Below are 12,251 nucleotides of genomic sequence, written 5' to 3' on the forward strand. Positions count from 1 at the left end.
GGCTTGGTCCACCAGCGGTAGCATCGCGGTGATCGTGCTCTCCGTGAACAACTGCATCCGGCCGAGGACCACGACCAGAAAGCCGATCGGATAGCCGAGCGACACGACGATCGATCGCCACGGCGTATCGGGAAGTGCCGCGTGGAGCGCCCCCTCCGCGATCAGCGAGCTGGCGATCGCCATGCCCGCAGCGAGCCCGGAAAAGAACAGCGAGGATATAGAACGATCGAGCTCATCCTCGCCAGCCTCGCGGACGGCCTTGTGCAGGTCCTGCGCATCGGCGGCCTTGAGATCCTCGACGTTTTCGCCGGGCGGATCGGAAGCGTTGTCGACCATTACGAGGGTGCAACGGTTTGCGCGGTGCTTTGCTCCGACGCAATCGCCCGCTAGGGCACGCGGCGATGAACGATCCTTCTGTTATCCGCCGCCTCTATGGCCGTCGCCAGGGCCACAAGCTGCGTCTCGGCCAAGCCGCGCTCGTCGAGGAAACGCTTGCCGACCTGTCCGTGCCCGAGGAAGGGCCGATCGATGCGATGACGCTGTTCGGCAAAGACCTTCCGCTCCACCTCGAGATCGGCTTCGGCGCGGGCGAGCATCTCGCCGGCCAGGCCGCGATGAACCCCGACGTCGGCTTCATCGGCTGCGAGCCATTCCTCAACGGCGTGGTCGGCGCGCTCGCACACATCCGCGATGGCGAACTGACCAACGTGCGGCTGCACATGGGCGATGCGCTGGAGGTGATCGAGCGCCTGCCCGACGCGAGCCTCGACCGGCTGTATCTGCTGCACCCCGATCCGTGGCGGAAGGCGCGCCACGCCAAGCGCCGCATGGTCAATCACGGTCCACTCGACACGATCGCCGCCAAGCTGAAACCCGGCGCGGAGTTCCGCCTCGGCACCGACGACCCGACCTATTGCCGCTGGTCGATGATGATCATGAACGCGCGCCGCGATTTCGAATGGCAGGCGAAGACGCCACACGATTTCCTGACTCGCCCCGACGACTGGCCCGAGACCCGTTACGAGCGGAAAGCCCGACGGCAGGACCATGAGGTCTGGTACTACCGCTACCTGCGGGTCTGACCCGTAGGCACGCAGCGGCTTTTTACGGATGGCGTGGAGCGGGTAACGGGAATCGAACCCGTGTATTCAGCTTGGAAGGCTGCTGTACTACCATTGTACTATACCCGCACGCGCTTGAAACCGTTGAATTTCCAAGCAGGCTCCCGGTAGTGTTCCGACACGGGAGCGGTGCGGCGATAGCGCGGGCGGATGACCGGTGCAAGCCGCTAGCCACAGCGTCCCCTCACATACCTATCGACGGCGGACGCGTGTCCTGTGCTAGATCGTCGGTTCCATCCTGAACCGGAGCGCTGCCATCGTCGGGCCAAGTGTCATCGTCGCGATCCTGACCTACGGCGCGCTGTTGTTCGGGATTGCCTGGATCGTCGACCGTCGCGGGCTGTCGACGCGGCTCCAGCGGATCGCCTATCCGCTGTCACTTGCGGTGTATTGCAGCAGCTGGACGTTCTTCGGCGGGGTCGGCACGGCGGCGACGCGGGGGTGGGATTACCTCGCCATCTATCTCGGGCCGGCTCTGGTGTTCCTGCTAGCGCCGAAGTTTCTCGCGCGGCTGGTGCAGCTGGCGCGCGAGGAGGGATCGAGTTCGATCTCGGACTTTATTTCCGCGCGCTATGGACGCAGTCGGGGGACTGCGGCGATCGTCGCGGGAACGGCGCTGCTCGCGTCGGTGCCGTATATCGCGCTCCAGTTGCGGTCGGTGACGCTCAGTTTCGGTGCGATTGCCGGTGTCGGGAGTTCGGCGGAGGTCGGCACGTTCGTCGCACTGCTGCTCGCGGTGTTCGCGATCGTCTTTGGCGCCCGACGATATGAAGTTGCGGGGCGCAATCCCGGCGTGGTCGCGGCGATTGCGGCGGAGTCGCTGATCAAGCTGCTGTGCTTCGTGGTGCTCGGCGTGGTGACCGTGGCGCTGCTCGGCGACGTCCCGGCGGCGACGCTGGCGGCACCACTGGGGCGGCTCGAGGCAGGCTTCACATGGGGCGCGCTGACCTCCGACTTCTGGGTGCGGACTGTGTTGTCGGCGCTGGCGATCCTGTGCCTACCGCGGCAATTCTATGTCGGGGTGATCGAGGCGCGCGGCCCCGATGCGGTGGCGCGGGCGCGCTGGCCGTTCATCGCGTACATGGTAGTCATCTCGCTGCTCGTCCTGCCGCTGGCGCTGGCTGGGATGACGCTGCTGCCGGGTGATGCCGAGCCCGATCTGTACGTGCTCGCGGTGCCGTTGCAGCAGGGCGAGAACCTCGTCGCGCTGATCGCGTTCATCGGCGGGTTCTCGGCAGCGACAGCGATGGTGGTGGTCGAGACGATCGCGCTGTCGACGATGGCGACCAACGATTTGCTCGCGCCGTTGCTACTCCGGCGGCACGGCGACGCGGGCGAGGGTGAGCTCGGCCGGCGGATGCTGCGCGTCCGGCGGGTCATCATCGCCGCGATCGTTGCCGTCGCGTTGCTGTATGGGCGGAGTCTCGGTGCGGACCTGCCGCTGGCATCGATCGGGTTGATCGCGTTCGCGGGCGTCGCGCAGTTCGCGCCTGCGCTGATCGCGACGGTCGGGTGGAACTTCGCCAATCACACAGCGGCGCGCGCTGGGCTGATCGGTGGCGTGGTCGTCTGGATCTACTGCCTGTTGCTGCCGTCCATCGGCGAAGGTGTCGGGCCAGCCTTGGCGCAGTTCACACGCGGTTGGCTCGATCCCGATGCGTTGCTCGGCTGGCGGATGGGCTCGCCTTTGGTCAACGGCACGGTGTGGAGCCTAAGTGTCAACGTCGCGCTGATGGCCGGGCTGCACGTGCGCGAGCGGCACCGGGGGAACGCCGCGCTCGACCACGTCACGACGCTCGGCGAGTTGCGGATGCTCGTCGCGCGGTTCGTCGGCGACGGCGAGGCGGAGGCGATCGGTATGGCGTCGCCCGATCTGCGTGCGCCGATCGATGGCCCCGCCGCACGCACTGCCGAGCGGCTGATCGCGGGCGTGATCGGTGCACCGTCGGCGCGGAAGATCGTCGCGTCGAGTATTGCCGGGTCGGCGATCGATGTCAGCGACGTGGTGCGGCTGCTCGACCAGCGTGGGCGCTCGCTGCGGTTCTCGCGCACCTTGCTGTCGGCGACGCTGGAGACGATCGATCCGGGGGTCAGCGTGATCGATGCGGACCTGAGGCTGGTCGCTTGGAATCCGCGCTATGTCGAGATGTTCGACTATCCCGAGGGCTATGTCGTGGTCGGGCGCTCGATCGCCGACCTGATCCGCTACAATGCCGAGCGCGAGGGGGTCGGCGATATCGCGGCGCATGTCGGGCGGCGGGTGGCGCACCTCGCGCGTGGGACGCCGCACAGTTTCGAGCGGCAGCGGCCGTCTGGGCGTTGGATCAAGATGGTCGGGCGACCGATGCCGGGCGGCGGGTACGTTCAGAGTTTCACCGACATTACCGCGGAGAAGGAGGCGCAGGCCCATCTCGAGGCGCGGGTCGTCGCGCGGACGCAGGATCTGGCGCAGTCGAACCATATGCTCGACGAGGCGCGCGCGGTGGCGGAGACTGCGACGCGCGACAAGACGCGGTTTCTGGCCGCGGCGAGCCATGATTTGCTGCAGCCGTTGCACGCGGCGCGGCTGTTCTGCGCGGCTCTCGACGAGGGGAAGGCGCCGCATCAGGGCGAGCTACTGCGGGCGATCGATGGTGCGATCGGGTCCGCGGACACGTTGCTGCGTGCGCTGCTCGACGTGTCGCGGCTCGATGCGGGGGGAGTGGTGCCCAAAGTCGAGCGGTTTGCGCTGGGGGCGTTGATCCAGGAACTGACGGTGCAGTTCGCGCCGCTGGCGTGCGAGCGTGGGCTGGTGCTGGCGTCGCATCCGGGGGCGTTCAGCGTGGCGACGGATCGGTCGTTGCTCAGGTCGATCCTTCAAAATTTTCTGTCGAATGCGGTGCGCTATTCGGGCGGATGGGCGGATCTGGATCGGCGCGCGACGGCGGGGTGGCGACGTGCTGATCGAGGTTCGCGACAATGGGCCTGGGATCGCGGCTGCCGACCGCGAGCGGATCTTCGAGGAATTCGAGCGGCTGGAGAGCAAGGGGAGCGCGGGCGGCGGCGTTGGGCTGGGGCTGGCGATCGTCCGGCGGATCGCGCGGTTGCTCGGGGTGGCGGTGGAGTTGCGGTCGGCTCCGGGGCAGGGAACGACGTTTGCGGTCCGTGTGCCGCTTGCGCCCGCGGGGTTCGACGTGCCGTTGCCGACGCCCTCGGCGGCGCGCGCGCTGGTGCCGGGGTTGCGGGTGCTGTGTCTCGATAACGACGCGACGATCCTCGCGGCGCTGGATGCGGCGTTGCGCGCGCGGCGGTGCGCGCCGTTGCTGGCAGCGACGATCGCCGAGGCGATGGAACTGGCGGCGGACGAGGAGCCGGATGTGGCGCTGATCGACTATCATCTGGACGAGGTGGAGGACGGGCTCGACGTGGTCGCGCGGTTGCGGGCGATGATGCCGGCGCCGGCGATTGCGCTGGTGACCGCGGATCGGGCGGTTGTGGAGGATGTGCGGTGTGCGGGGCTTGTCGTGCTGACGAAGCCGGTGGTGCCGGCGGATCTGTGGCGGTTTATCGAGGAGGCCTCGGCGGCGGCGGCGCGAGGGAATTGAGCCTTCGAGATCCTCTTCCTTGCGGGAGGATCAAGGGGGCGCGGCTCCCCACCGTCATCCTGACGAAAGTCACCATGACGGTGCGGCAGACGGCGCGGCTAATCGGCGAAGTGGATGTCCATCGCCCTGGCCGCCAGCACCGCCTGCGTACGGTTCTGCACCCCAAGTTTACGCAATATCGCCGTCATGTGACCCTTTACCGTGCCTTCCGAGATACCGAGATCAAAAGCGACCTGCTTGTTGAGGCGGCCGGCGAGGACACCTAGCAAGACTTTGAGTTCGGTAGGGGTGAGGCTGGCGACGCAAGTGGACATTTCGTCGACGGGGGCGCCTTCGGTCGGCGCGTCGCGTTCACCGGCCAGCGCGCGGGCGACCGCGTTTTCCAGAGTCGCGAGTTCGGCGGTTTTTGAGACGAAGCCGATCGCGCCATAGGCCCTTGCACGCGGTGCCGCCTCGGCTTCGTCGGCTGAAGAGATGACCATGATCGGCGTGTCGGGGCGTTCGGCGTGGAGCAGCGCGACACCGGCAAAGCCTTCCGAGCCCGGCATCCGCAGGTCAAGCAGGATCAGGTCGAGCCGCTCGGCACCGCGCACCGCGTCGACTGCCTCGCAGAGCTGCCCCGCCTCGACCACCACCGCATCGGGCGCGGCGCGGCTGACCGCCAGTTTTAGCGCCTGGCGGAACAGCGGGTGATCGTCGGCGATGAGGATCGTGCGCGTCATGTCGGTACGGGGATGGCCTCCTCGCGGCCGGCGATCAGGGCGTCGACCACCGCAGGATCGGCGAGCGTCGAGGTGTCGCCGAGTTGGTCGAGCTGGTTCTCCGCGATCTTCCGCAGGATGCGGCGCATGATTTTCCCCGAACGAGTCTTCGGGAGCGCGGGGGCGAACTGGAGGATGTCGGGCGTCGCGATCGGCCCGATCTCGCGGCGGACCCATTGGACGAGTTCCTTGCGCAGGTCGTCGCTCGGTTCGGCGTTCGCGTTCAAGGTGACGTAGGCGTAAATGCCCTGGCCCTTCACGTCGTGCGGCATGCCGACGACCGCGGCCTCGGCGACCTTCGAATGCGCGACCAGCGCGCTCTCGACCTCGGCGGTGCCCATGCGATGGCCGCTGACGTTGATGACGTCGTCGACCCGGCCAGTGATCCAGTAATAGCTGTCCTCGTCGCGGCGGCAGCCGTCGCCGGTGAAATACTTGCCGGGATAGGTCGAGAAATAGGTCTGGAAAAAGCGATCGTGGTCGTTCCACACGGTCCGCATCTGGCCGGGCCAGCTGTCGGCGATGACGAGGTTGCCCTCGACCGCCCCCTCCAGCACCTTGCCGTCCGCATCGACCAGTTCGGGGAGTACGCCGAACAATGGCTTGGTAGCACTGCCGGGTTTGAGCGCAGTGGCACCGGGCAATGGTGAGATCATGTGGCCGCCCGTTTCGGTCTGCCACCAGGTGTCGACGATCGGGCAACGACCGTCGCCGACGACATTGTGATACCAGTTCCACGCTTCCGGGTTGATCGGTTCACCGACCGAGCCGAGCAGGCGCAGCGACTTGCGACTGGTGCGCTTCACCCAGTCGTCGCCCTCGCGCATCAGCGAACGCAGTGCGGTCGGCGCGGTGTAAAGGATGTTGACGTTATATTTGTCGACGATCTGCCAGAAGCGGCTGTGGTCGGGATAGTTCGGCACGCCCTCGAACATCACCGTGGTCGCGCCGTTCGCGAGTGCGCCGTACAGCGAATAGGTGTGGCCGGTGACCCAGCCGACATCCGCGGCGCACCAGAAGATCTCGCCGGGCCGGTAATTGAAGACGTATTCGTGCGTCATCGACGCCCACACCAAGTAGCCGCCGCTGGTGTGCAGCACGCCCTTGGGCTGGCCGGTCGAGCCGCTGGTGTAGAGGATGAACAGCGGGTCCTCGGCGTTCATCGGCTCGGGGGCGCAGTCGGTCGACTGACCCTCGACGCACGCGTGATACCAATAGTCGCGACCCTCGGTCATCGTCACCTTGCCGCCGGTGCGACGGACCACGATGACCGCCTCGACCGCGAGGTCGCCGTGGTCGAGCGCGGCGTCGACGTTAGCCTTAAGTGGCACGGTCTTGCCGCCGCGCAGGCCTTCGTCGGCCGTGATGACGATGCGGCTGTCGCAGTCGTGGATGCGGTTGCACAGGCTCTCGGGCGAGAAGCCGCCGAACACCACCGAATGGATCGCGCCGATCCGCGCGCAGGCGAGCATCGCGAACGCCGCCTCGGGGATCATCGGCATGTAGATCGTGACGCGGTCGCCCTTCTGGACGCCGCGCGCCTTCAGGCAGTTGGCGAGCCTGGACACTTCGTCGCGCAGTTCGGTATAGCTGATCTTGCGGGACTCATCGGGGTTGTCGCCTTCCCACAGGATCGCGGTCGCGTCGGGCCGGGCGTCGGCGTGGCGATCGACGCAATTCGCAGCGACGTTGAGCTGCCCGTCCTCGAACCAGCGGATGTGGAAGTCGCTCTCGTCGAACGAGGTGTCCTTGATCTTGGTCGGCGCGACGATCCAGTCGAGCCGCTTGGCTTCGTTCGCCCAAAACGCGTTGGGATCTGTCGCGGCCTCGGCATACATCCGGTCATAGGCGGCGGCGTCGATCAGGGCGTCCGTCGCCCATTCCGCGGGGACGGGATAGCTGGCCTCGGTCATCTGGCTCTCCTTTTGCCGCGCTCTACGCGGTCGCGTTCGGGCGATCATCCCTAACCAAAGTAAGGGATGGACGGGCGGACGCAATGCGCCATGATGACGACGCTTATCCCACGCGTAAGACCAGTGGGAGGGCGCGGAGACGGGGATGACACCGATGGCATTCAAGACGAGGCTGGCCTTGACCGCGTTGCTTGCGGGAACTGCGCTGGTACCGAGTATGGCGCAGGCGCAGACGGCACGCGAGATCGAGCTCGAGACACGACTGAAGATGCTCGAAGCAGCGGTACAGGATTTGCGCGGCGAGTTGAACGCGGCACGCGCGACGTCTGCGCCTGCGCCGATTGCCTCTGCTCCGACGAGCGCGTCTCCCATGACCACCAATCCCATGACCGCGTCTTCGATGAGCGCGGCACCCGAGTCGCCCGGCAGATCGCCCGGCGCGACCAATGTCGCCCAGGCTAGGCCTGTCGCAGCAAACTCGGCACCGACCGACGGTTTTCGCGTCGGTAACACCACGGTCAAGCTGGGCGGCTTCGTTCGCCTCAACGTCATTGCCAGCCGCTATAACGATGGCGAGGCCGCGGTCGGGGGGCTGGGTAAGGAGTTCTTTCTACCGCAGCAGATTCCGGTCGGCGGCGGGTTCTCGAGCCAGGATCTGCTCCTCTCCGCCCGCCAGACCCGCCTGTTGTTCAGCACCGCGACCCCGATGAACGGTACCGACATCAAGACGCTCGTGGAGTTCGATTTCGCGCTCGCGACGGCGCCGGTTGGGGCGCAGCGTGCGACCAATCCCTACACGCCCACCTTCCGCCGTGGCTTCATCGAATATGGCAATCTTTTGGTCGGGCAGGAATGGTCGACCTTCCAGAACATCGCAGTGCTGCCGGAGACGACCGATTTCGTCGGACCGCTGGACGGCACGGTGTTCAATCGTCAAGCCTTGGTCCGTTACTCGATACCCTTGCGGGCCGGGCTGACGTTGCAGATCGCGGCCGAGAACCCCGAAACGGAAACCGCGCTGCCGGCCAACGCGGCACTGGTCGACACGGACGACGATCGCCTGCCCGATGTGGTGGCACGGGTGAACTGGAAGCCGACATTCGGCGATTTCGCGCTGGCCGGCATCGCGCGCGAACTGCGTACCGATACGCTGGGCAGCGGCGACACCGCCTTCGGCTGGGGTGTTTCCGGGTCGGGCAAGATTCCGATCGGCAAGCGTCACGACCTCCGCTTCATGGCGACCTATGGGCAAGGCATCGGCCGGTACCTGGGTTTGGGATACGTCCCCGACGCGATCTACGGCGGCACCGCGACCCAGCTCGAGCGGATCGACAATTTCGCGGGTTTCGCGGCGCTGCGGATCGGCTGGACCGATGCGATCCACTCGACGGTGATGGGCAGCTACCAGTCGGCCAATTATCCGGCCGGAGTGATCGTCACCGGGCTGGCCAACGCCAAGTCCTATGGCGGCGCCGCCAATCTGTTCTGGTCGCCGGGCAAGGGCTTCGACATCGGCATGGAGTACCGCCACGCCGTCCGTGAGCTCGTCTCGGGTGACACCGGCGCGCTCGACCGCCTCGAATTCGCATTCAAATACGGGTTCTGATTGCCCAACGCTCCAGAATCCCCACCGCTCCACCTGAGAGGATACCGCCATGGCAACGACAACCGGGGACGCATCGCCCCTTGGTCACGTGAAGCAGAGCCAGCCGTTGATCATCATCGCATCTTCCTTGGGTGCGGTGTTCGAATGGTATGATTTCTATCTCTACGGCCTGCTCGCGACGATCATCACCGCGCAGTTCTTCTCTGGCGTCAACGAGACGACCGGGTTCATCTTCGCGCTTGCCGCGTTTGCAGCCGGGTTCGCGGTGCGGCCGTTCGGCGCACTGGTGTTCGGGCGGATCGGCGATGTCGTCGGGCGCAAGAATACCTTCCTCGTCACGATGGCGATCATGGGCCTGTCGACGTTCCTGGTCGGCCTGCTCCCGAGCTACGCGTCGGTCGGCGTCGCCGCGCCGATCGCGCTGGTGGTATTGCGCCTATTGCAGGGCCTCGCGCTCGGCGGCGAGTACGGCGGTGCCGCGACCTATGTCGCCGAGCATGCGCCTGACAAGAAGCGCGGGCTGTTCAACCAGCTTCATCCAGACCACCGCGTCGCTCGGCCTGTTCGCGGCGTTGCTGATCGTGATCGGCGTCCGCACCCTGGTCGGCGAAGAGGCGTTCGCGGCATGGGGCTGGCGCATCCCGTTCATCGTTTCGATCGCGTTGCTGGCGGTGTCCTTGTGGATCCGCATGCAGCTCGAAGAGAGCCCGGTGTTCCAGAAGATGAAGGACGAGGGCAAGACGTCGAAGGCACCGCTGACCGAGGCGTTCGGGCAATGGAGCAACCTCAAGGTCGTGCTGATCGCGCTATTCGGTGCGGTCGTCGGCCAAGGCGTCGTGTTCTACACGAGCCAGTTCTATGCGCTGTTCTTCCTCGAGAAGAATCTCCGCGTCGACGGGCCGACCACCAACATCCTGATCGCGATCGCACTGCTGATCGCCACGCCCGCGTTCATCTTCTTCGGCTGGCTGTCGGACAAGATCGGGCGGAAGTGGATCATCCTGACCGGCTGCGCGCTCGCGGCACTCACGTACATGCCGTTGTTCCATGCGCTGTCGAAGGCCGCCAACCCCGCACTTTATGCAGCACAGGCGAATTCGCCGGTGACGGTTGTGGCCAACCCCGACGAGTGTTCGGTGCAGTTCGATCCGGTCGGCAAGAACAAGTTCGACAGCAGCTCGTGCGACATCGCCAAGTCGTATCTCGCAAAGGCCGGCATCTCGTACACCAACGTGATCGCACCGGCCGGCACCGTCGCGCAGATCAACATCGGCGGCGCGACCATCCCAGTCGTCAACCCGGCGGTGGTTTCGGGGCCCGAAAAGGCGGCGGCCATCAAGACGTTTGGTACCGAAGTGAAGACCGCTCTTACCGCGGTCGGCTACCCTGAAAAGGCGGACCCGGCGCAGATCAACAAGCCGATGGTCATCGCGATCCTCGTCCTGCTCGTGCTCTACGTGACGATGGTCTACGGCCCGATCGCGGCGTTGCTGGTCGAGCTGTTCCCGACGCGGATCCGCTACACGTCGATGTCGCTGCCCTATCATATCGGCAATGGCTGGTTCGGCGGGTTCCTGCCCACGGCGGCGTTCGCGATGGTCGCGGCGACCGGGGACATCTATTACGGCCTCTGGTATCCGATCCTCGCCTGCGCGGTGACGGCGGTTGTGGGGCTCGTATTCCTGCCCGAGACGTTCCGCAGGTCGCTGCACGGCTAGGGTTTTCGGCCTGCAGTTGAACGACGAAGGGGTCGGTTTGGTTGAGCCCAAACCGACCCCTTCGCTATTTGGACGCTGTCACGCCCGCCGCCCGATACGCTGGCGGCAAGGATGGTGAAGGCGTCGTTCAGTAGGTCGTCGAGTTCGTCGACGATACCGAACCATAGCGGCCACGCTCGGCAACCACTTCGTCGCGCGTGTACGCAGGCGCCGCCTCGTCGAAGCGCGACCAGCCATCCTGGCGATACGCCGCACCACGCGTGGTCGCATCGACCGAACGATGGCGATCGAGCACCGCTTCGGCCTCGTTGGCCAGACTGTCGTCGACGCGTGCGCTCAGCAAGGTACCGCCGCGACGGACGCCTTCCGAATAGACATGGGCTTCGTCATCGGTGTGACCCGCGTCCTTCAGTGCACCGACGATCGTACCGGTTGCAGCACCGCCAGCCGCACCGATGCCGGCACCGACCACGGTCGATGCGAGCCAACCAGCCGCGACGATCGGTCCCAAGCCCGGGATCGCGAGCAGGCCGAGCCCAGCGAGCAGGCCACCGACCCCGCCCACGGCCGCACCAGTCGAGACACCGCGGCTGACGTCGCCGCGATCGTTGACGTCGTCTAGCGACGTGTCGTGATCGCCGTGCGCGCCGTCGGCGTTGTTCGCGACGATGCTGATCGAGTCATGCGATACGCCGATGCGCTCCAGATCGTTCAGCGCGGCCTTGGCATCCGAGTAATCGTCGAACAGGCGGGTAAGGGTCTTGGTCATCGTTTCTCTCCTGGGAAAATGGATCAGCGCGCGGTCACGTTGCCCTTGTAGTCGAGCCCGACATTGACCTTCTTGCCGGCCTTAGTCGCGCTGCCGCGCCAGACGCCGTCCTTGTCCTTCGTCAGGCGCGAGACCGACTGATAACCGGCCTTGGTCAGGCGACCACGGGCCTGGTCCTCAGAGAAGGAATTGGCCCCCTTGGCCGGTGCCGCGACATGGGCGGCATCGTTGTTCTTGACGGCGGGGTTGTGTGCGCCGGCGTGCGTCGCGGTCTGGGCGAGGGCGCTGGAGGCCAGCAGTATTGCGCCGCATGCCATGGATGCTCGAACGGCCATGATACTCTCCTAAGCCTTTGGTTTTTGAAACGGGGGCGTTGGCGGGGGGGAGGCGGCATGTCGACCACGCCGCCTCCCGGTCCGATCAGCGAACCGTACCGCGACGAAACATGTTGACGATCGCGAGCAGGATCACCGCGCCGACCAGCGAGATCAGGATCGACTGGATATTGACCGCGCCGTCCATGATAGATGCGCCACCGATCAGCGGCGTGATCAGAAAGCCGGCCAGCAGCGCGCCGACGATACCGACGACGATGTTGAGGAAGATACCCTGCTGCGCATCGGTGCGCATGATCATGCTGGCGACCCAACCGATGAGGCCGCCGACTATTAGGAGGATGATGAGGTTCATAGTGAGGTTCCTGGATGGTGATTGTACAGGAGGCTCAACAGTCGGGATCGTCGATCCGTTCAGTTTCGGCCGATATGCCGGGTTTTGTG

General features: G+C 65.8%; 9 protein-coding genes, 1 tRNA gene and 4 pseudogenes. 7 read left to right on the top strand and 7 right to left on the bottom strand.

Features of this window, described 5'->3' with window-relative positions; all coding sequences use genetic code 11:
* Positions 1-48 precede the first annotated feature (48 nt).
* Positions 49-219: pseudogene (locus QFZ54_RS11505) on the bottom strand (formate/nitrite transporter family protein); the annotation flags it as partial.
* On the opposite strand from QFZ54_RS11505, the gene QFZ54_RS11510 reads away from it, so the two are divergent.
* Together QFZ54_RS11510 and trmB are read left to right on the top strand one after the other, a co-directional pair.
* Positions 142-390, top strand: a complete 249-nt coding sequence (locus QFZ54_RS11510) for a hypothetical protein (protein ID WP_307087204.1) — start codon at positions 142-144, stop codon at positions 388-390. The pseudogene QFZ54_RS11505 and the gene QFZ54_RS11510 overlap by 78 nt on opposite strands.
* Positions 391-401: 11 nt before the next feature.
* Entirely contained in the window at positions 402-1,082 is a 681-nt protein-coding gene (trmB, locus tag QFZ54_RS11515) for a tRNA (guanine(46)-N(7))-methyltransferase TrmB (protein WP_307087205.1), read from the top strand.
* 34 nt (positions 1,083-1,116) lie between these two features.
* Here the strand turns inward: trmB and QFZ54_RS11520 are convergent.
* A tRNA-Gly gene (locus QFZ54_RS11520) sits at positions 1,117-1,190 on the bottom strand.
* Between the two features lie 1,789 nt (positions 1,191-2,979).
* On the opposite strand from QFZ54_RS11520, the pseudogene QFZ54_RS11525 reads away from it, so the two are divergent.
* From QFZ54_RS11525 to QFZ54_RS11535, 3 genes and pseudogenes are all read left to right on the top strand, one after another.
* Positions 2,980-3,759: pseudogene (locus QFZ54_RS11525) on the top strand (PAS-domain containing protein); the annotation flags it as partial.
* Positions 3,760-3,994: 235 nt separating this feature from the next.
* Positions 3,995-4,219: pseudogene (locus QFZ54_RS11530) on the top strand (ATP-binding protein); the annotation flags it as partial.
* 81 nt (positions 4,220-4,300) lie between these two features.
* On the top strand, positions 4,301-4,705 hold the full coding sequence (locus QFZ54_RS11535; protein ID WP_307089407.1) for a response regulator: 405 nt from the start codon (positions 4,301-4,303) through the stop codon (positions 4,703-4,705).
* 98 nt (positions 4,706-4,803) lie between these two features.
* Here QFZ54_RS11535 and QFZ54_RS11540 read toward each other — a convergent pair whose 3' ends face one another.
* Positions 4,804-5,427 carry a response regulator transcription factor gene (locus QFZ54_RS11540; RefSeq protein ID WP_307087206.1) on the bottom strand — a complete coding sequence of 208 codons (624 nt, stop codon included), beginning with the start codon at positions 5,425-5,427 and terminating at the stop codon, positions 4,804-4,806.
* Complete coding sequence (gene acs / locus QFZ54_RS11545) at positions 5,424-7,379, bottom strand: acetate--CoA ligase (protein WP_307087207.1); 1,956 nt, start codon at positions 7,377-7,379, stop codon at positions 5,424-5,426. Before acs ends, QFZ54_RS11540 begins: the two co-directional genes overlap by 4 nt.
* 154 nt (positions 7,380-7,533) lie before the next feature.
* Here acs and QFZ54_RS11550 point away from each other — a divergent pair, with 154 nt between their 5' ends.
* Both QFZ54_RS11550 and QFZ54_RS20395 read left to right on the top strand, forming a co-directional pair.
* Entirely contained in the window at positions 7,534-8,985 is a 1,452-nt protein-coding gene (locus QFZ54_RS11550; RefSeq protein WP_307087209.1) for a DcaP family trimeric outer membrane transporter, read from the top strand.
* Positions 8,986-9,034: 49 nt separating this feature from the next.
* Positions 9,035-10,703 (top strand): annotated as a pseudogene (locus QFZ54_RS20395) (MFS transporter).
* 127 nt (positions 10,704-10,830) lie between these two features.
* On the opposite strand, the gene QFZ54_RS11565 reads toward QFZ54_RS20395, so the two are convergent.
* From QFZ54_RS11565 to QFZ54_RS11575, 3 genes are all read right to left on the bottom strand, one after another.
* A complete protein-coding gene (locus tag QFZ54_RS11565) occupies positions 10,831-11,472 on the bottom strand; it encodes a hypothetical protein (protein ID WP_307087211.1) in 642 nt (213 codons plus the stop codon).
* Between the two features lie 23 nt (positions 11,473-11,495).
* Complete coding sequence (locus QFZ54_RS11570) at positions 11,496-11,807, bottom strand: hypothetical protein (RefSeq protein WP_307087213.1); 312 nt, start codon at positions 11,805-11,807, stop codon at positions 11,496-11,498.
* 85 nt (positions 11,808-11,892) lie between these two features.
* Positions 11,893-12,162 (bottom strand): GlsB/YeaQ/YmgE family stress response membrane protein, encoded by a 270-nt coding sequence (locus QFZ54_RS11575; protein WP_307087214.1) that lies wholly within the window; start codon positions 12,160-12,162, stop codon positions 11,893-11,895.
* Positions 12,163-12,251: the final 89 nt, after the last annotated feature.

Source organism: Sphingomonas faeni (assembly GCF_030817315.1).
Lineage (GTDB): Bacteria > Pseudomonadota > Alphaproteobacteria > Sphingomonadales > Sphingomonadaceae > Sphingomonas > Sphingomonas faeni_C.